This is a genomic window from Streptomyces sp. NPDC048671 (assembly GCF_055587045.1).
Genome location: NZ_JBVJHB010000024.1, coordinates 24,321 through 42,377 on the forward strand (window position 1 = coordinate 24,321; position 18,057 = coordinate 42,377).

Sequence of the window (18,057 nt, forward strand, 5' to 3'; positions counted from 1 at the left end):
GGTGGGAGTGTGCAGAACCGGACACCGCGGATTCCTCAGCAACCCGCATCGAACCACCGTGCCGAGACCGAGGCGGAGCTCACCGTGGAACTGGCCGCCGTGGTGACGGGCGCGCGCCGCCGCGCGCTCCGCGACGGCGACCAGCAGATCGACACGGCCCATCTGCTGCACTCCCTGATCGAGTCGGACCCCGAGGTCCGCACCGCCTTCGACGGCGGACCGCAGCTGGCCAGGGTGCTCGGCTACCTCGTCCAGCGCAGTATCGGCTACGGGCTGCGCTGGCAGGGCGCGATCGAGGACTCCGGGGCCATTGAGGTGGTGCCGGACGCGCCGGACACGGGAGTGGAGGGCTGGTCGCCCTCCGCGGCCTCCGCGATGCAGGACGCGCACCGGCGCGCGGGACTCCGCGGCCAGGAGCGGGCCGGCGGGCTGGATCTGCTCGCCGCGCTGGCCGCGGACCGGCAGTGCAGGGCTGTCGAGGTGCTGGCACGGGCGGGCGTCGACCCGGCGCTGCTCGCGGACCGGATCGTCGAGGCCTCCGACCAGGGATGACCGCGGGGTTCGGCCCGGCGGCGGAGCGGGAGTGGTGGCCGTACCTGTCAGGGGTGACAGCGTCATCGGAGTGTTACGCGCGTCAGGTGTCACCGGGGTGACGCTCCTGACGGCAGCTGTCATGATGTGCCGATGCACGCGTCTCAGGGGAGAAGCGCCGGCCTGGGACTCGCCCTCGCCTCGGCCTTCGCATTCGGCGGTTCCGGGGTGGCGGCCAAGCCGCTGATCGAGGCGGGACTCGACCCGCTCCATGTGGTGTGGCTCCGGGTGGCGGGTGCCGCGCTCGTCATGCTGCCCGTGGCCTGGCGCCACCGCGCTCTGGTGCGCAGCCGGCCCGTGCTGCTGCTGGGATTCGGCCTGCTCGCCGTCGCGGGCGTCCAGGCCTGCTACTTCGCGGCGATCTCCCGTATCCCGGTCGGTGTCGCGCTGCTGGTCGAATACCTCGCGCCGGCGCTCGTCCTGGGCTGGGTGCGCTTCGTCCAGCGCCGCCCGGTGACCCGGGCGGCCGCCGTGGGTGTGGTCCTGGCCGTGGGCGGTCTGGCGTGTGTGGTCGAGGTGTGGTCCGGGCTGAGCTTCGACCTCGTCGGGCTGCTGCTCGCACTCGGCGCGGCCTGCTGCCAGGTCGGCTACTTCGTCCTCTCCGCCCAGGGCAGCGGCGAGCCGGCGGCGGGCTCCGAACCTCCGCACCCGGTCGGGGTCATCGCCTACGGGCTGCTGATCGGCACCGCCGTTCTCACCGTGGTGGCCCGGCCGTGGGGCATGGACTGGTCCCTGCTCGGCGGCAGCACCGCCATGAACGGCACGGATGTGCCCGCCTGGCTGCTGCTCGTCTGGATCGTGCTGCTCGCCACCGTGATCGCGTACGTCACCGGCGTGATCTCGGTACGGCTGCTGTCCCCCGCCGTCGCGGGTGTCGTCGCCTGCCTGGAAGCGGTCATCGCGACCGTGCTCGCCTGGGTGCTCCTCGGGGAGCATCTGGCCGCCCCCCAGCTCATCGGCGGTTCGCTGGTGCTGTTCGGCGCCTTCATCGCGCAGTCCTCGACACCGAGGGCGCCCTCCGGGCCCATAGCCTCAGGACCGGGCGGTGAGCAGGCCGGGACCGAGGGGGAGTTGTCCGCCGGCCGCGCCGCCACGTAGGGTCACGATCATGCATGCGACCGTACTTCCGCCTCCCGCCGCTTAGGGCCTGTCCGACCCTGATCCGCCGGACGGGCCGTGGTGCGCGGGCGGCCACATCTGACGAAGACCGGACTCGGGCAGTCCCCGGGCGGTTCGTCGCTGCCCGTGTGCGGAGCCGAGCGACCCTCTCCCGTCTTCCTTGGAGAAGTACACGTGCCGTCGAATCATGCTTCCGGCCTGTCCACCGGGCGGAGCCTTTGCTATCTGATCATCGCCGGAGTCGCCTGGGGCACGGCCGGTGCCGCCGCCTCGCTGATCTTCGAGGCCAGTGACCTCGGCCCCCTCGCGCTGTCGTTCTGGCGCTGCGCGGGCGGCCTCGTCCTCCTGCTCGCCGCGCTGGCGCTGCGGCCCGCGCGGGCGGCGGCCGCTGCCGAACCCCGTCGTCGCCGGCTGCTGCGCATCGTCGGCACCGGTGTGGGGCTCACCGTCTTCCAGACCGCGTACTTCGCCGCGGTCCAGGTCACCGGCCTCGCGGTCGGGACCGTCGTCACACTCGGGGCGGGCCCCGTCCTCATCGCCGTCGGCGCCCGGCTGACCATGGGCGAGCGGCTTGGCGGCGGCGGGATCGCCGCGGTGGCGGGCGCGCTGACCGGGCTCGCCGTACTGGTGCTCGGCGGCGACGCGGGGACGGTGCGGCCCGCCGGAATCGCGCTGGCGCTGCTCGCCGCGGCCGGCTATGCCGCGATGACCCTGCTGACCCGCTGGCTCGGCCGTGACGGGGGCGGTGCGGACGCGCTCGCCACCAGCGCCTGGGCATTCGCCGTCGCGGCGGTCCTGCTGCTGCCGATGGCGGCCGGTGAGGGCATCGTGCCGCAGACCGCGCACACGGCACAGGTGGTGATCCTGCTCGTGTACGTGGCCGCGATCCCGACCGCACTCGCCTACGCGCTCTACTTCGCGGGGGCCGCGGTGGTGCGCGCCGCCACCGTCTCGGTGATCATGCTCCTCGAACCGGTGAGCGCGGCGGTCATCGCCGTCGTGCTGCTGGACGAGGAGCTCACCGCGGCCACCGTCGCCGGGACCCTGCTGCTGCTCACCGCGGTGGCCGGGCTGGCGGTGGCCGAGACTCGCGGCGCCGCGAACGCCCGGCGCGAGGCGGCCGCCCACGCCTGACCGACGGGTGGCGGGCGGCTCCACTTCTCCGTCGAGGGCCCGCCGCCCAGGAGTGGTTCAGAGCGCCTTCAGGTAGTCCGGAACCGCGATGGCGGGATCGAGGTCGGCCGCGGGGACGGGCTCGGCGAAGCCGTGTGTCAGTGGGACGACGCCTGTCCAGTGGGGCAGTCCGAGATCCTCGGGCTCGTCGTTCGGGCCGCCGGTGCGGACCTTGGCGGACACCTCCCGCAGATCCAGCCGGAGGACGGCGGTGGCCGCGAGTTCCTTCTCGTCGGCCGGCCGTGAGTCCCGTGAGCGCCCCGGAACCACCTGCTCCACGATCGCGTCGAGCGCGGTACGCCGCTCCTCGGGGTCGGTCACCGCGTGGGCGATGCCATGGACCACCACGGAACGGTAGTTGAGCGAGTGGTGGAAGGCGGAGCGGGCCAGGACCAGCCCGTCCACATGCGTCACCGTCAGGCACACGGCGAGGCCGTCGGAGCTTCCGCCCGCCGTCCGCAGCGGGCGGGAGCCGGTGGAGCCGTGTACGTAGAGCCGCTCGCCGACCCGGCCGAAGAGCGTCGGCAGGACGACGGGGGCTCCGTCGCGCACGAAGCCGAGATGACAGACGTAGGCCTCGTCGAGTATCGAATGGATCTGTTCGCGGTCGTACCCGGCCCGTTCGCGGGAGCGGGCCGGGTACGACCGCCCGGTCGGTTCGTAGGCGGCCGCGGCGTCCGGGCCCGTGGCCCGCGGCGGTGGGGTGTCCGGCATTGCGTACTCCATTGCACTAGTGCATACTCTTGTTTGTGCTAGGAGAGTATCGGATCACCGGGCGGCGCGCATCGGAAATTGCCGCCAGCGTGGAGCAGGCGGTCGGCTCGGGGGAGCTGGCCCCCGGCCAAGTGCTGCCACCCATGCGGGAGTTGGCCGCCCGGCTGGAGGTGAATCCCAATACGGTGGCGGCCGCCTACCGCACCCTGCGCGAGCGCGGGGTGATCGAGACGGCCGGGCGCAGGGGCAGCCGGATCCGGCCGCGCCCCGCGAGCACCGCACGCGGCTCGCTGCGGATCGAGGCGCCGCCCGGAGTGCGGGACCTCGGGAAGGGGAACCCGGACCCGGCGCTGCTGCCGGCCCTGGGCGAGGCGTTCGCCGCGGTCACCGAGGCGTACGCGCGGGCGCCCGGGATGTACGCGCAGCCGCCCGTGGACCCGGAGTTCGCCGCGCTCGCGCGAAGCGGGTTCGACGCCGACGGTGTTCCGGCCGGGCCGGTGATCGCCACCTCGGGATCGCTCGACGCGATCGAACGGGTGCTGAACGCCCACCTCAGACCCGGTGACGCGGTCGCCGTCGAGGATCCGGGCTGGGGCAGCCTGCTGGACCTCGTGCCGGCGCTGGGGATGCGTCCCGTCCCCGTCGCGCTCGACGACGACGGGCCGCTGCCGGACGCCCTCGAAGCGGCACTGAGAGCCGGCGCCCGCGCGGTCGTCGTCACCGGCCGGGCGCAGAATCCGACCGGGGCCGCGATCAGCGCCGCCCGCGCGGCCGAACTGCGGGCGGTTCTCGCCGGCCACCGGGGCGTGCTGCTGATCGAGGACGACCACGGGCACGCCATCGTCGACCTGCCGTTGCATCCCCTGGCGGGTGCCACGGACCGCTGGGCGTTCGTGCGGTCGGTGGCCAAGGCGTACGGGCCGGATCTGCGGGTCGCCGTGCTGACGGGCGACGCGGTCACGGCCGACCGGGTGTCGGGGCGCCAGCAGTTGGGGCCCGGCTGGGTCAGCAGGCTGCTGCAACGGGCGATGGTGCACCTGTGGACCGAGGACGCCGTGGATTCACGGGCGGTGGCCCGGTCGTACGCGCGTCGCCGCGACGCCCTGGTGCGGGCGCTGGAGGCCAGGGGTGTCGAGGCGCACGGCCGCAGCGGTATGAACGTGTGGGTCCCCGTGAGCGACGAGACCGGGGCCGTGACGCGGCTGCTGCACACGGGCTGGGCGGTGGCGCCCGGAGCCCGCTTCCGAGTGTCCGCGCCGCAGGGGATCCGGATCACCGTGTCGCCGCTCGGCGACGCGGACATCGAGCCGCTGGCGGACGCGGTGGCGGCCGCGGTGGGGCCCGTCAGGCCCCTGAGCTACGGCTGAGCCGCCGCCGGGCGGGGGCGGGTTCCGGTGGGGTGGCCGGCCTGGGGGTCCGGGGCCTGCTCTGGGTCAGTGCGGCCCCCGCCAGGACCACGAGGGCACCGACCGGGGTGTTCCAGCTCAGCTGTTCGCCGAGCACGGTGACTCCGGCGGCGGTGGCGATCACCGGGATGAAATAGGTGACCATCTGTGCGGTCGTCGGGCCGACCTCGGTGACCAGCCCGTACTGCAGGAGTACCGCGAGTCCCGTGCCGAGGGCCCCCAGGGCGACCACGGCCAGGGTGGGCAGCAGCGGGAATCCTGCCGGGGCCGAGGTGAACAGCGGAGTCACCACGGCGAGTTGCGCGGTGCCCAGGAAGAGCTGGCTGCCCGTGAGCGCGAGGGTCGACGAACCGCTGCCCGCCAGCGTCCGGCGGACGTAGATCCAGCCGACCGGATAGCTGAGGGAGGCCAGGAGCGCCATCGCCGTACCGGTGAAGTCGAGGCCGGAGAAGCCCTGCCAGGCACCGAGCACGGTCAGCACCCCGAGGAAGCCGAGCCCGAGGCCGGCGACCCGCCGCCGGGTCGGCCGGTCCTCCGAGAGCGCGACCAGCGACAGCGCCATGCCCCACAGCGGTGAGGTCGCGTTGCAGATGCCGGCCAGCGTCGAGGGGATGGTCAGTTCGGCGTACGCGAAGAGCGAGAACGGCAGCGCGTTGAGAAAGAAGGCGGCGACGGCCAGATGGCCCCAGGTGCGGGCGGTGCGCGGCAGCCGCTCCCGCTTCACCGCCATGGCCACGGCCAGCACCGCCGTGCCCGAAAGCAGCCGCCCGAGGGTGACCTGGAACGGTGCGTACCCGTCGGTGCCGACCTTGATCAGGAGAAAGCTGAATCCCCAGATGAGCGAGAGCGCCGCGAAGCGCAGCCGCCAGTCCGGAGCCGGAAGGCGGGCCGGGCCGGCGGGGGAGGAGGTCGGTGCGGGCGGTGCGCTCATGGGTTCCACGATGACGAATTCGATCTCGTAGCACAAGTGAGAGTTTGTGTGGTCATCGGCGTAGCATTGCTTACATGTTGAATCTGGAGCGCCTGCGCACCCTGGATGCACTCGCCCGGCTCGGTTCGGTCAGTGGCGCCGCCGAGGGACTGCACGTCACGACGTCGGCAGTCTCGCAGCAGCTGGCCAAGCTGGAGCGCGAGGTGGGGCAGCAACTGCTCGCCAAGAACGGCCGCGGGGTCCGGCTCACCGACGCGGGGCGGTTGCTGGCCGACCACGCGGCCCGGATTCTCTCCCAGGTCGAGCTCGCCCAGTCCGACATCGAGGCGCAGCGGGGCGAGGTGGTGGGCGAGATCCGGCTGGGCGCGTTCCCCACCGCGGCGCGCGGTCTCTTCCCGTCCACCCTGCTCGCCCTGCGCGCGGATCACCCCGAACTCCGGGTGCGTACCAGCGAGCTGGAGCCCGAGGCCGGAATCCGCGCGGTGTTCAGGGGTGACATCGACCTCGCGGTGGTGCTGGACTGGAGCAACAAGCGGCTGCCGGTGCCGGGCGGGCTGGCCACGGCCCAACTGCTCGACGACGTCCCGGACATCGCGATGCCGGCCGGGCATCCGCTCGCGGACCGGGCCGAGGTGGATCTGGAGGACTTCGCCGACGACGACTGGGTGTCCTGGCCCGAGGGTGAGTTCTGTTACGAGTGGCTGATGTTCACCCTCCGCTCCAAGGGCATCGAACCGCGCATCGCCCACCTCGCGGGCGAGCATCACACCCAACTCGCCCTGATCGCCGCCGGCATGGGGGTATGTGTGGCACCGAGGCTCGGGCGCGGACCCGTTCCGGACGGGGTGCGGCTGGTGCCCGTGCGGCAGCGGATGCTGCGTCACGTCCATGCCGTCTGGCGGGCGGACGCGGACCGCCGGCCGTCGATCAGGGCGGCGGTCGCGGCGCTGCGGGCGGCGGGCCGGGAGCTGGACGAGCCGCTGGAGGACAGGTAGGGCCACGGCGGGGACGGTGCGCCGCCCCCGCCGCTTGCCGCCGCACCCGGCTCCGGTGGTTCTTGTGAACTGTCAGGCGCCGGGCGGACCGGCGAGTTTGGCGAAGTCCCAGGATGTGACGGCCTCCGGGGTGAGCCGCAGCCACGCGTGCCGGCCGTCGTGCGGCATCACCTCCATGCCGAAGTACTTCGCCGCGAACAACCGCTCGGGCACGGCGAGTTCCGGGCAGGGTTCGCCGGTGCGCGGTGCCTCGCCGACGAACACCGCGTCGCCGCAGAGCTCGATGCCGCGCAGCTCCCCGTACTCCACCCCGTCGTCGACGACCACGGCGATCTTCGGGTCGTGGCCGAGCTGCGACCACCGCAGGCTCCGGGTGATCGAGTAGAGCCACAGCGAGGTGCCGTCCCAGCAGAACCAGAGCGCCCCGACGTGCGGGCGGCCGTCCGGGCCGACGGTGGCGACCCGGCAGGTGCGCTGTCCGGCGAGGTAGGTGTCGCGTTCCTCGTCCGTCATCATGATCCGGCGGCCCCGTCGCTGAATGACGGCCATGGGAAGCCCCCTCCTGTTAGCTGACTATGTGTCAGGAATCATGGAGCCTCTTCCCTCATCGCGCAATGGAGGTTAGCCTCGCGCGCCCGTTCCGTCGCCGAGAGGGGCAGCCGTGCCGTCCAGGGAACAGCTCGCCGAGCAGATCGATCCGGCCTCCACCGTCCTGCTGACGGTGGAGTGCCAGCAGGGAGTGGTGGGGCCGGGCAGCGCGCTGCCCGAACTCGCCGAGGAGGCCAGGTCCTCGGGGGCGCTGCACAACGTGGCCCGGCTGGTCGCCGCCGCACACGAGACCGGTGTCCAGGTCCTGCACGCCGTGGCCGAACGCCGCCCCGACGGCCGCGGTGCCAGCCGCAACGCCCGGCTCTTCCGCGCCGCCGGCCGGCTGCCCGTGCAGCAGCACTCCGGCACCACGGCGGTACGGATCGCCGAGCCGATCGAGGTGGCGGACGAGGACTTCGTCGTCCGCAGACTCCACGGGCTCTCGCCCATCGCCGGCACCGACGTGGACGCGCTGCTGCGCAACCTCGGCTGCCGCACGCTCGTCGTCACCGGGGTGTCGGCCAACGTGGCGATCCCCAACGCGGTGTTCGACGCCGTGAACCTCGGCTACACGGCGGTGGTGCCGTCCGACGCCATCGCGGGGGTGCCCGCCGACTACACCCCCGCGATGATCCGTAACACCCTGGCCCTGGTCGCCACCGTCGCCACCACGGACGACGTGCTCGGCTGCTGGCTGGGCCGCGGCCCTACGACGCGAGGCTGATCGAGTCGCCCTGGACCTCGATCGGGGCGGCCGGCAGCGGCTCGGTGGCGGGCCCCGCCTTCACACTCCCCGTCGCCACGTCGAACTTGCTCCCGTGACAGGGGCAGTTGATGGTGCCGTCCGCGACGCTCGACACCGCGCAGCCCATGTGGGTGCACTTCGACGAGAACGCCTTGAACTCACCGGCCGCGGGCTGTGTCACCACGACCCCCTGCTCCTTGAAGATCTTGCCGCCGCCCTCCGGGATGTCGGCGGTCTTCGCGAGGACGGCGCCCCCGCCGCCGGCCCCGCCCTCACCGGACAGCTCGACGGCACCGGCAGCTTCCTTCGAGCCGCCGCACGCGGTGAGTACGGCAGCCACGGAGACGGCGCCGGCCGCTGTGACGACGGCCCGGCGTCCGGGACGGCCCTCGTGGTCCTGCGATGCGCTCATGCTGGCTTTCCCTTCCACGGTGTACTGGGCTCCGAGGCTTCGTCCAGGGGTACGCGCAGCCGGCACCCCGTGTTCAAAGCCCCAGGGACTTCCTCAGGAAATCCCGCTCCAGCAGCAACAGGTTGCTCGCCGTCTCCTCCCGGCTGACCAGATGGCCGGCGCCCGACAGCGGCAGCACCGTATGCGGCCGGCCGGCGGCCAGCAGCGCTGCGGAGAACCGCAGCGTGTGAGCCACGGCCACATTGTCATCGGCAAGACCGTGCACCAGCATGAGCGGCCGGGTCAGGGCCCCGGCCTCGTCCAGGAGGGAATTGCGGGTGTAGTCCCGCGCGAACACATCCGGGTGGCCCAGGAACCGTTCCTCCCAATGGGTGTCGTAGAGCCGCCGGTCGACCGACGCCGCACCCGCGACCGCGGCGTGGAAGACCTCCGGATGACGCAGCACGGCGGCCGCCGCCAGATAGCCGCTGAACGACCAGCCGCGCATCGCCACCCGCGTCAGGTCCAGCTCGGGGTGGAGCGCGGCCGCCGCGCGCAACGCGTCGATCTGGTCCTCCAGCACCACGGTGAGACGGTCACCGCGCACCGACTTCTCCCAGGCCTCGCCGCGCCCCGGCGTGCCCCGCCCGTCGGTCACCAGGACCGCGAAGCCCTGCTCGGCGAACCACTGGGCGACCGCGACCCACCAGGTACGCACCTTCAGGACGACCTGCATCCCGTGGCCCGCGTAGGGGCTGAGCAGCACCGGCAGCCGGCCGTCGCCCGGCCGGTGCCACGACGGCAGGTACAGTCTGCCGCGCAGCTCCCGCTCGCCGAGACTCAGGGCCAGCGGCCGCGGGGTGACGAGCGGTTCCTCCGCCAGGACCGCGATCCGGCCCACCGGGACGCCGGCCCGCAGCACCCTCACGCCGTGGCCGTCCGGAGTCCTGCTGTCGAGCACCACCGTCGGCCCGCCGACGGATGCCGTGTGCACACCGGGTACGCCGCTGACCCGTACGAAACCCTCATCGGGCGCGTCGGTCGCGTACGACCAGACGTGCGTCTCGGTCGGCTCCTCGCCCGCGGTGAAGTACACCCGCCCGCCCGCCGCACCGACCACCTCGCGGACCTCCAGGCCCGGCGGTGTCGGGGTGCCGCCGATGTCCAGTCCCTGGGTGTCGCCGCCCGGACGGGCGGCGACGGTGAGCGCGCCCGAGGCGAGACGCAGCGGGGTGCCCGGCCGCAGCGCGACCCAGGCGGGGTCGTGGGCCCGGCTCACCGTCCGGGTCGCGCCCGAGCGCCCGTCCACCTCCAGGACGTGGACGGACCGCTGGTCACGCGTCTGCACGGAGACCAGCGGACCCCGGTCGTCCCAGTCCGCCGACACGACGTACTCGAAGGCCCGGTCGGTCCAGGTGCCTTCCGGGTGGTCCTCGCCGGCGGCCTCGGGCAGCCGCACACCGGTCCGTTCCCCGGACACCCGGACCAGAAGCAGTGACACCTTCGCGTTCGGTGTACCGGCGGCCGGATACGGCACCACGCGCGGCGGCCGCTCCGGGTCCGCCGGATCGCTGATGTACCGGCGCCGGACCCCGGCGGTGTCCACCCGGGCCACCAGCAGCGCATCGCCGCGCGGCGACCACCAGTAGCCGCGCGAGCGCCCGATCGACTCCTGCGACACATAGTCGGACAGCCCGTACGTCACCTGCTCGCCGTCCGGTCCGGCGAGCGCGCGGCCGGCCGTCCCGTCCGCCCGCACGGTGTGCAGCGCGCCGCCGGACACGTACGCGATCAGGGAACCGTCGGGCGAGGGGCGCGGGTCCACGACCGGCCCCGCCGTGGCGATCCGCCGCGGCGCCCCGCCATCGGTGCGCACCACCCAGAGCGTGCCCCGAAGGGCGAAGGCCACCAGCCGCGCGGCCCCGTCCGCCGCGTAGGAGACCACGCCCGACGAGGTCTCCCGGGCCCGTTCCCGCCGCGCCCGCTCCGCCGGCGGCACCTCGCCCGGCGCCTCGTCCGTGAGGCCCGGCGCGAGGGGATCGGCGAGCATCCGCTCCGCGCCGTTCTCGTACAGCCACAGCCTGCTCACCGGGTCGGTACCCGACGTGCCGCGCACGAACAGGACCCGCTCCCCGTCCGGCGAGACGGTGAAATGCCGGGGCACCCCGAGCGAGAAGCGCCGGGTACGGGCGAACTGGACGGGGAACCGCTCGGTCGCGGTCGCGAGGGCATCGGCCTGTGTGCCGGGAGTGGGAGCCATGGCGACACCATGACAGGTCGAAATCCTTCCGCGTGCGGCCGGAAGAACCCGGCTCAGCGCCGTAGCGGCGGTCGCCGTCGCCCACGAAGGACGCGTGCCGACGGGAAATCGGCCGCCGAAGATGCCGCCGTAACTGCCGATCGCGGCCGGACGCGGAACCTACCGTCAACTCCGGTAAGAGATAACCGACTTCTTGGAGGACAGGGATGAACAACAGCATTCGTACCGCAGCCGCTGCCGCAGCTCTCGTCGCCGGTCTCGTCACGGTGAGCGGTACCGCCAACGCCGCCGAGCGTCCGGACCGGATCACCAGTCAGGAGCAGCTCGCCAAGAGCATCGCTCAGGCGGTGGCCGCCGAACAGGAGAACGGCGCCGTGAGCGGCGGGGTCATCGGCGGTCTGGTGCTCACCTCGGCTTCCGCGCGTTCCTGCTGACGAATAGGAGGTGAGCACCGTGGACAGCACCGCGGACCTTGCCCAGGACGGGCAGGAGAGTCCTCTCAGATGGTGTCCGAGCGGCGATGCGAGCCGCCCGGAGTCCGTTGTCCTCGGCGTTCGGTCCGGGGACCGCGACCAGGTCGTCTACCTGGCCGAACCCGTACCGGCCGCCGATGTTCTCGGCGCGATCCCGGAGGGGATCTCCCCCAACCGGGTGCTCCGGTTCGCCTCGCACTGCGTGTCGGACTGCGCGAACCGGGTCGGTGAGGCCTGCGGGCTGATCGAACGCATCAAGACCGTACCGGCCGAGACCGGACCGGTCGCCGTGCCGCGGTGCCACCTCCGCCCGCACTGCAAGTGGTGGAACCAGGCCGGCGTCGAGGCCTGCCACCGCTGCCCCGCCCTCACGACGCTGCAACCCCGCGACAACGAACTCGCCGTTCTTGTCGCGGACCCGGCCACCACCCGTGAACAATTGGAGGACTGGATCGCCGCCGCTCCATGAGCGGGGATCGTTCACGGGGCCGGTCACGGACCGGACCCAGCACGAGAGAAGGGATGTCGTGAACAACTGGATACGGTGTTTCCGCCCGGCCCCCGACGCCGGAGCCCAGATGCTGTGCTTCCCGCACGCGGGTGGTTCGGCCAGTGGCTACTATCCGCTGTCGACCGCGGTCGCGGGGACGGTGGAGACACTGGTCGTGCAGTACCCCGGGAGGCACGACCGCATCGCCGAACCGTTCGCCGAACGGTTCGGCGATGTCGTGGACGCGGTGCTGGCCTCGCTCCCCGCGAGCGGGGGCCGGCCGTTCATGCTGTTCGGCCACAGCATGGGCGCTCTCCTGGCGTTCGAGACCGCGCGGCGGCTCGCGGCCGAAGGGCGGGCGCCCGCGGCGCTGTTCGTCTCGGGGAGCGAAGCCCCGTCACTGCCGCGACGGGCAAGGCTGCCCACCCCCGCGAGCGACGAGGACCTGATCGGGGAGATGCGGCTGCTGTCCGGTACGGACGAGGAGCTGCTGACCGATCCCGACATCCTCCAGCTCGCACTGCCGCCGCTGCGCGCCGACTACGCCATGCTCTCCGCCCGCACCCATGTCCTCGGGCCGCCGCTGCGCTGCCCGGTCGTCGCGCTGACCGGTGACAGGGACCCCCGGGTCTCCGTCGAGGGCGTGCAGGCCTGGGAGCGGGAGACCGAGGGCTCCTTCGAGCGGCACGTGCTGTCCGGCGGTCACTTCTTCCTCGGTGACCACCTGGACCGGGTGGCGGAACTCGTCGCCGCGAACGTGCCGGGCCGGGCGGTCCGCGCCACCGGCTGACACCGCACAACAGGGCTTGGGCCCCGACCCCTTCCGGGTCGGGGCCCAAGCCCTGTGCGACGCGGTCACTCACTCCGCCTCGAACTCCGCGAGCAGGGCGTCGAGGGAATCGTCACCGTCCCGGACCGCGATGATCCGCCGGGCCATCTCGTGCAGCGTCAGCTGTTCCAGGAACAGCGTGACGGGGACGTCGAGGTCGAAGTCGTCCCGCAGGCAGCCGACCAGGTGGACGGCGGTCAGGGAGTCGCCGCCGGCCGCGAAGTACGTCATCTCCGGGTCATCGGCGTCCGTCAGCCCCAGGGCCTCGGCGAGCAGCGCGCGGATGTCCTGCTCCAGGTCCGCCGAACGGGCCTCCTGCTCCGGCTGCTCCCCGCCCGGCGCGACCGGGAACAGGCGGTACGCGCCGTGGCCCCTCCCCGCGAAGGGGTAGGAGGGCAGCGCGGTCCGCCGGCCACCGTCCGCCGGCGGCACGGACTCGCCCGCGAGCCAGGCCTCGCCCAGCGGGTCGGGCCCACCGGGGCTCACCGCACCGCCCGCCCCCAGCCCGGCCAGCAGCTCCGCCGCCTCCGTACGGTCCCCGGCCCGCACGTAGCCGCGCACGGCCATCGGCGCACGGCCCACGCGCAGGGTGTACGCGGCGTCGGCGAGGGACGGGGCGTCCGGCGCCCGCAGCGCCGTGGCCAGCCGGCCGGCCAGCGCGTCGAGATCCTTCCGGGTGCGGGCGGACAGCAGCAGCACCTGCGGGCCGTCCGGCGCCCCGGCACCGTCGCGCGGGGGAGCCTGCTCCAGCGCCACGTGCACGTTCGTGCCGCCGATGCCGACCGAGCTCACGCCCGCCCGCCGGGGACCGAGTTCGGGCTCCGGCCAGGACGCTGCCCGCTCGATCAGGTGGAACGGCGAGTCCTCGAAGCCGAGTTCGGGGTGCGGGCGGCCGGCGTCGGCGTTCGGCACCAGCGTGGCGTGCTCCAGCATGAGCACCGACTTGATCAGCGCGGCCACGCCCGCCGCCGCGTCCAGGTGGCCGATGTTCGACTTCACCGAGCCGATCCCGATCCGCCCGGTGCCGAGCGCGCCCTTGAACGCGGCGGTCGCCGCCGCCGCCTCGATGCGGTCACCGAGCGCGGTGGCCGTGCCGTGCGCCTCCAGATACTGGGCGTCGGCCGGGTCGAGACCGGCCGCTGCCCAGGCCTCCACGATCGCGGCGGTCTGCTGGTCGACGCCGGGCGCGGTGAACCCGACCTTGGTGGCGCCGTCGTTGGTGACGGCACTGCCCCGGATGACCGCCCGGACCGGGTCGTTGTCGGCGAGCGCGTCGGACAGCCGGCGCAGCACGACCACACCCACCCCGTTGCCGGGCACGGTGCCGCCGGCCCGCTCGTCGAAGGGCCGGCAGCGCCCGTCCGGGGAGAAGATGCCGCCCTGGTGATGGACGTAGCCCCGCTTGTGCACCGTGTCCACGGCGACGCCGCCGGCCAGCGCGGTGTCGCACTCGCCGAGCAGCAGCGACTGCACCGCGAGGTGCACCGCCGTCAGCGAGGTCGAGCAGGCCGTCTGCACCGTCAGGCTCGGCCCCTCCAGGCCCAGACGGTAGGAGACCCAGGGGGCCAGGAACTCGCGGTCGGTGAGGATGCGCACCTGGAGCGCCCCGATGGACGCGGCGAGCTTCGGGTCGGTCTGCGCCGCGAGCATGTGCTCGGTGGAGCCGCCGCCGACGTACACGCCGGTACGCGCGGACCCGCCCAGCGGGTTGCGGCCCGCGTCCTCCAGCGCGGACCAGGCCGTCTCCAGGAGCAGCCGGTGCTGGGGGTCGAGGGCCGCCGCCTCGGTGCGGTTGAAGCCGAACAGCTCCGCGTCGAAGCGGTCCGCGTCCGCGAGATGGCCCTTGGCCGGTATGTAGTCGCGGCCCCGGACCTCCTGCGGGTCGGCGCCGTCGGCGATCAGCTCCTCCTCGGTGAAATCGGTCACCGAGCAGAGCCCGCCGAGCAGGTTGCGCCAGTAGGTGTCCAGGTCGGGGGCGCCGGGGAAGCGGCCGCTCATTCCGACGACCGCGATCGCGGAGTCGGCGGCGAGGGGCTCGGCGGCGCTTGCGTTCTCGGTCATCGTGTGGAGCCTTTCCGGTAGCTGAGTCGTCGGGCGGCGGCGGTGCGTCGTGCGTGCCGGTCACCGCCGCGCGCGGCGGCCGTCCCGGCGGTGGGGCCGGTGCCGGGAGCCCCGGCGTCAGGCCCGCGGGCCGACCGGTCGAGGTGGGCGGCGAGGGAGGTGACGGTGGGGTGGCGGAACAGGTCGACGAGGCTGAGCTCGCCGTACGTCCCCCGCTCGCGCAGGGCGGACAGGACGCTGAGCAGCCGGATCGAATTGCCGCCCAGATCGAAGAAGTGGTCGGTGACGGCGACCAGTTCGAGGTTGAGGACACGGGCCCACAGCCCGGCCACCAGCTGCTCGGTCGCGGTGCCCGCGACGGTGGCCGAGCCGTCCGGCCGGCACCGCACGGTGACGGGTTCCGGGAGCCGGGCCCGGTCGAGCTTGCCGTTGCCGCTGACCGGCATCTCGTCAAGACGCACGAACACCTCGGGCACCATCGACCCGGGCAGCCGCCGGGCGAGATGGGCGCGCAGCTCCGCGTCCGGGGGCGCTTCCCCGCCCCGGCCGACCACGTACGCCACGAGCCGCTGCGCGGCGCCCGTGCCGCGCACGGTGGCCGCCGCCAGCGCGACGCCCGGCGCGCCGGCCAGCAGGGTCTCGATCTCGCCGAGTTCGATGCGCACACCGCGCAGCTTGACCTGGAGGTCGGTGCGTCCGAGGTAGTGGATGAGGCCGTGCGCGTCGATCCGGCCGAGGTCGCCGGTGCGGTACATCCGGGTGCCGGGTGCGCCGTGCGGGTCGGCGACGAACCGTTCGGCGGTCAGGCCCGGCCGGCCGATGTAGCCCCGCCCCAGTGAGGCACCGGCCACGTAGATCTCACCGGCGACCCCCGCGGGGACCGGCCTGAGGCGCTCGTCGAGTACGTAGACACGGGCCCCTGGCACGGCGCCGCCGAGCGCCACGGGCTCACCGGGGGTGAGGTCCCCGGTGGTCGCGTAGACGGTCACCTCGCTGGGTCCGTACGCGTTCACGATCCGCCGGCCGGGCGCGCTGAGCCGTCCGACCAGCTCGGCGGGGCACGCCTCGCCGCCGACCGCGACGGTCCGCAGGTCGGGCAGCTGTCCGGTGAGGTCGGGCAGCAGCATCGCGGCGGACGGCGGCAGGAACACATAGGTGATGCGGGAGTCCCGCAGCCGCTCCAGCAGCGCTTCGCCGATCCGCTCGTCCTCGCGCGGGATGTGCAGCTCGGCCCCGGCCACCCAGGGGAAGAACAGGTCGGAGACGGCGACGTCGAAGCCGAACGCGACGAACTGCAGCACCCGGTCCTCGGCGTTCACCGGGAAGGAGTGCCGGACCGCCCGGGTGAGATTGACCAGCGCCCGGTGCTCGACGGCGACGCCCTTGGGGACGCCGGTGGAGCCCGAGGTGAACAGGACGTAGGCGAGATCCCCGGGCGTCGGCGCGGCGGCCGGGGCGGGCGCGGGCATGACGGGGTCCGTGACGGCCGGGCGGTCGACCCGGATGCACGGCACCTCCAGGCACGCCCCCTTCGCCGCGGTGTCCAGGGCGGTCAGCAGGAGACCCGTGCCCGAACTCTCCAGCATGTGGCGGAGCCTGGCCTCCGGGTGCGCGTGGTCCAGCGGTACGTAGGCGCCGCCGGCGCGCAGGACGGCGAGGGCCGCGATGCCCTGGTCGGCCGAGCGGGGCAGGAGCAGGCCGACCCGGAAGCCGGGCCGCACCCCGGCCGCGCGCAGCCGGGCGGCCAGCGCGTCCGCCCGGCCGAGCAGTTCGGCGTAGCTCAGGCGGAGTCCGCCGCAGACCAGGGCCGTGGCGTCGGGGTGTTCGGCCGCCCGGTCGGCGATCAGGTCCGGCACCAGGCGGTCCAGCGGCGCGGCCTCGGCGAGGCGGTCGGCGCCGTCGAGGGTCCGGCGGCGCTCGTCGGCCCCCACCAGCTCCACGGCGGACAGCGGGGCGGACGGGTCCGCGAGGAGCCCGGCCAGCAGGGTGCGGAAGTTCTCCGTCCAGCGGCGGACCGTCGCGGCGTCGAACAGGTCGCTGCGGTAGATGAACTGGGCGGCCAGCAGCTCGTCCCAGCGCTCCACGAACAGGTGGAAGTCGAACTTGGCGGTGTCCAGTGTCAGGGCCAGCCGCTCGGTCGTGGCACCGGCCAGCCGCAGACCGGGCGCGGCCTCGTCCTCGTAGCTGAGCGCCACCTGCACCACCGGGTCGTGGCTGGTCTCGCGGACCGGGGCGAGGGTGTCGACCACCGCCTCGAACGGTGCGTCCTGGTACGGCTGGGCCGCCAGCAGGGAGGCCCGGACGCGGCCGGTGAGCTCGTCGAGCGACGGATCGCCGGACACGTCCACGCGCAGCGCCAGGGTGTTGGTCAGCATCCCGACCATCTCCTGGAGTTCGGGCCGCTCGCGCCCCGAGGCCGGATAGCCGACGACCAGGTCCTCGCCGCCCGAGAGACGGGAGAGGAACGCGGTGTACGCCGCGAACATCGTCATGAACGGGGTGGCGCCCTGGGCCGCGGCCACTTCGGCCAGCCGCGCCCTGACCTCCGCGCCGAGCAGGAAACGCTCGGCGCCCCCCGCGGCCGTGCGGACCGGCGGGCGCGGGCGGTCCAGCGGCAGTTCCACGGCCGTGGGCGCGCCGCGCAGCCGCTCCACCCAGTGCTCCACGGACGCCTCGAACGCGCCGTCGGCGGTGCGCTCCCGCTGCCAGGCCGCGTAGTCGGGGAACTGGAGCGGGAGTTCGGCCGGCCGGTACGCCGAGCCCCGGGTCTCGTGCCGGTATCCCTCGGACAGCCCCTCCAGCATCAGGCCGAGCGACCAGCCGTCACAGACCAGGTGATGGGCGACGAGGAGCACCCGGTGGCTGCCGTCGTCCACCGCGTACACGGCGCAGCGCAGCAGCGGCCCCTCGGCGGTGTCGAAGGGGCGGGCGGCCTCGGCGCGGATCAGGGCGTCCGCGCGGTCGGCGGGCACGTCCCGGTGGAGCGCGGGCCGCACCCGTCCGACGGCCGAGACGCGCTGCGCCGGGGTGCCGTCGTCGGCGGTCCTGAAGACCGTCCGCAGTGCCTCGTGGCGGGCGACGAGCGCGTCCAGCGCCCGGCCGAACGCGAGGGTGTCGAAGGGCCCGTGCACGGCGAAGGCGACCGGCACGTTGTACTGGGCGGTGCCAGGATTCAGCTGGTCCAGGACCAGCAGGCGGCTCTGGGCGTCGGAGGCGGGGAACTCGTACTCCTCGTTCCCGCCGCCCTCCCCGGCATAGAGGTCGATGAGATCGACGGTGTCGACGGTCATG

16 protein-coding genes are annotated in these 18,057 nt (G+C 73.7%); 9 read left to right on the top strand and 7 right to left on the bottom strand.

Annotated elements, in window-relative coordinates:
• Positions 1-9: 9 nt before the first annotated feature.
• The 3 genes from ACZ6S6_RS34650 (at position 10) to ACZ6S6_RS34660 (ending at position 2,844) form a co-directional block, all read left to right on the top strand.
• Positions 10-552, top strand: a complete 543-nt coding sequence (locus ACZ6S6_RS34650; protein ID WP_362961886.1) for a Clp protease N-terminal domain-containing protein — start codon at positions 10-12, stop codon at positions 550-552.
• 132 nt (positions 553-684) lie between these two features.
• Entirely contained in the window at positions 685-1,689 is a 1,005-nt protein-coding gene (locus ACZ6S6_RS34655; RefSeq protein WP_362961884.1) for an EamA family transporter, read from the top strand.
• Positions 1,690-1,884: 195 nt separating this feature from the next.
• A complete protein-coding gene (locus tag ACZ6S6_RS34660) occupies positions 1,885-2,844 on the top strand; it encodes a DMT family transporter (protein WP_469708952.1) in 960 nt (319 codons plus the stop codon).
• A 57-nt stretch (positions 2,845-2,901) separates the two neighbouring features.
• Here the strand turns inward: ACZ6S6_RS34660 and ACZ6S6_RS34665 are convergent, their stop codons facing one another.
• Complete coding sequence (locus tag ACZ6S6_RS34665; RefSeq protein ID WP_469708953.1) at positions 2,902-3,597, bottom strand: pyridoxamine 5'-phosphate oxidase family protein; 696 nt, start codon at positions 3,595-3,597, stop codon at positions 2,902-2,904.
• A 35-nt stretch (positions 3,598-3,632) separates the two neighbouring features.
• Here ACZ6S6_RS34665 and ACZ6S6_RS34670 point away from each other — a divergent pair, with 35 nt between their 5' ends.
• Complete coding sequence (locus ACZ6S6_RS34670) at positions 3,633-4,964, top strand: aminotransferase class I/II-fold pyridoxal phosphate-dependent enzyme (protein ID WP_362961878.1); 1,332 nt, start codon at positions 3,633-3,635, stop codon at positions 4,962-4,964.
• Here ACZ6S6_RS34670 and ACZ6S6_RS34675 read toward each other — a convergent pair.
• Positions 4,942-5,934 carry a DMT family transporter gene (locus ACZ6S6_RS34675; protein ID WP_469708956.1) on the bottom strand — a complete coding sequence of 331 codons (993 nt, stop codon included), beginning with the start codon at positions 5,932-5,934 and terminating at the stop codon, positions 4,942-4,944. The genes ACZ6S6_RS34670 and ACZ6S6_RS34675 overlap by 23 nt on opposite strands.
• 74 nt (positions 5,935-6,008) lie before the next feature.
• On the opposite strand from ACZ6S6_RS34675, the gene ACZ6S6_RS34680 reads away from it, so the two are divergent.
• Positions 6,009-6,929 (top strand): LysR family transcriptional regulator, encoded by a 921-nt coding sequence (locus ACZ6S6_RS34680; protein ID WP_362961874.1) that lies wholly within the window; start codon positions 6,009-6,011, stop codon positions 6,927-6,929.
• Positions 6,930-7,001: 72 nt separating this feature from the next.
• Here the strand turns inward: ACZ6S6_RS34680 and ACZ6S6_RS34685 are convergent, their stop codons facing one another.
• Positions 7,002-7,478 carry a pyridoxamine 5'-phosphate oxidase family protein gene (locus tag ACZ6S6_RS34685; protein ID WP_469708958.1) on the bottom strand — a complete coding sequence of 159 codons (477 nt, stop codon included), beginning with the start codon at positions 7,476-7,478 and terminating at the stop codon, positions 7,002-7,004.
• A gap of 112 nt (positions 7,479-7,590) precedes the next feature.
• Here ACZ6S6_RS34685 and ACZ6S6_RS34690 point away from each other — a divergent pair, with 112 nt between their 5' ends.
• Complete coding sequence (locus ACZ6S6_RS34690) at positions 7,591-8,241, top strand: cysteine hydrolase family protein (protein ID WP_469708959.1); 651 nt, start codon at positions 7,591-7,593, stop codon at positions 8,239-8,241.
• Here ACZ6S6_RS34690 and ACZ6S6_RS34695 read toward each other — a convergent pair.
• Together ACZ6S6_RS34695 and ACZ6S6_RS34700 are read right to left on the bottom strand one after the other, a co-directional pair.
• A complete protein-coding gene (locus ACZ6S6_RS34695) occupies positions 8,225-8,674 on the bottom strand; it encodes a Rieske (2Fe-2S) protein (protein WP_362961868.1) in 450 nt (149 codons plus the stop codon). The two genes, ACZ6S6_RS34690 and ACZ6S6_RS34695, sit on opposite strands and share 17 nt — an antisense overlap.
• 73 nt (positions 8,675-8,747) lie before the next feature.
• Positions 8,748-10,913, bottom strand: coding sequence for a prolyl oligopeptidase family serine peptidase (locus ACZ6S6_RS34700; protein WP_469708961.1), 2,166 nt, complete (start codon positions 10,911-10,913; stop codon positions 8,748-8,750).
• Positions 10,914-11,119: 206 nt separating this feature from the next.
• On the opposite strand from ACZ6S6_RS34700, the gene ACZ6S6_RS34705 reads away from it, so the two are divergent.
• The 3 genes from ACZ6S6_RS34705 to ACZ6S6_RS34715 are packed head-to-tail and all read left to right on the top strand — an operon-like array spanning position 11,120 to position 12,666.
• Complete coding sequence (locus ACZ6S6_RS34705; RefSeq protein ID WP_362961864.1) at positions 11,120-11,347, top strand: hypothetical protein; 228 nt, start codon at positions 11,120-11,122, stop codon at positions 11,345-11,347.
• Between the two features lie 19 nt (positions 11,348-11,366).
• A complete protein-coding gene (locus ACZ6S6_RS34710) occupies positions 11,367-11,855 on the top strand; it encodes a hypothetical protein (protein ID WP_362961862.1) in 489 nt (162 codons plus the stop codon).
• Positions 11,856-11,913: 58 nt separating this feature from the next.
• Positions 11,914-12,666 (top strand): thioesterase II family protein, encoded by a 753-nt coding sequence (locus ACZ6S6_RS34715; RefSeq protein WP_469708963.1) that lies wholly within the window; start codon positions 11,914-11,916, stop codon positions 12,664-12,666.
• 69 nt (positions 12,667-12,735) lie between these two features.
• On the opposite strand, the gene ACZ6S6_RS34720 is transcribed toward ACZ6S6_RS34715, so the two are convergent.
• Positions 12,736-14,766, bottom strand: coding sequence for a beta-ketoacyl synthase N-terminal-like domain-containing protein (locus tag ACZ6S6_RS34720; RefSeq protein WP_469708965.1), 2,031 nt, complete (start codon positions 14,764-14,766; stop codon positions 12,736-12,738).
• A complete protein-coding gene (locus ACZ6S6_RS34725) occupies positions 14,763-18,056 on the bottom strand; it encodes a non-ribosomal peptide synthetase (protein ID WP_362961856.1) in 3,294 nt (1,097 codons plus the stop codon). Before ACZ6S6_RS34725 ends, ACZ6S6_RS34720 begins: the two co-directional genes overlap by 4 nt.
• Position 18,057 lies beyond the last annotated feature (1 nt).

What these genes read in the sequence shown, in the direction of transcription:
- ACZ6S6_RS34655 (WP_362961884.1), top strand. Translation starts at nt 685, where the DNA reads ATGCACGCGTCTCAGGGGAGAAGCGCCGGCCTGGGACTCGCCCTCGCC.
- ACZ6S6_RS34665 (WP_469708953.1), bottom strand. Translation starts at nt 3,597, where the DNA reads ATGCCGGACACCCCACCGCCGCGGGCCACGGGCCCGGACGCCGCGGCC.
- ACZ6S6_RS34675 (WP_469708956.1), bottom strand. Translation starts at nt 5,934, where the DNA reads ATGAGCGCACCGCCCGCACCGACCTCCTCCCCCGCCGGCCCGGCCCGC.
- ACZ6S6_RS34680 (WP_362961874.1), top strand. Translation starts at nt 6,009, where the DNA reads ATGTTGAATCTGGAGCGCCTGCGCACCCTGGATGCACTCGCCCGGCTC.
- ACZ6S6_RS34685 (WP_469708958.1), bottom strand. Translation starts at nt 7,478, where the DNA reads ATGGCCGTCATTCAGCGACGGGGCCGCCGGATCATGATGACGGACGAG.
- ACZ6S6_RS34695 (WP_362961868.1), bottom strand. Translation starts at nt 8,674, where the DNA reads ATGAGCGCATCGCAGGACCACGAGGGCCGTCCCGGACGCCGGGCCGTC.
- ACZ6S6_RS34700 (WP_469708961.1), bottom strand. Translation starts at nt 10,913, where the DNA reads ATGGCTCCCACTCCCGGCACACAGGCCGATGCCCTCGCGACCGCGACC.
- ACZ6S6_RS34705 (WP_362961864.1), top strand. Translation starts at nt 11,120, where the DNA reads ATGAACAACAGCATTCGTACCGCAGCCGCTGCCGCAGCTCTCGTCGCC.
- ACZ6S6_RS34720 (WP_469708965.1), bottom strand. Translation starts at nt 14,766, where the DNA reads ATGACCGAGAACGCAAGCGCCGCCGAGCCCCTCGCCGCCGACTCCGCG.
- ACZ6S6_RS34725 (WP_362961856.1), bottom strand. Translation starts at nt 18,056, where the DNA reads ATGACCGTCGACACCGTCGATCTCATCGACCTCTATGCCGGGGAGGGC.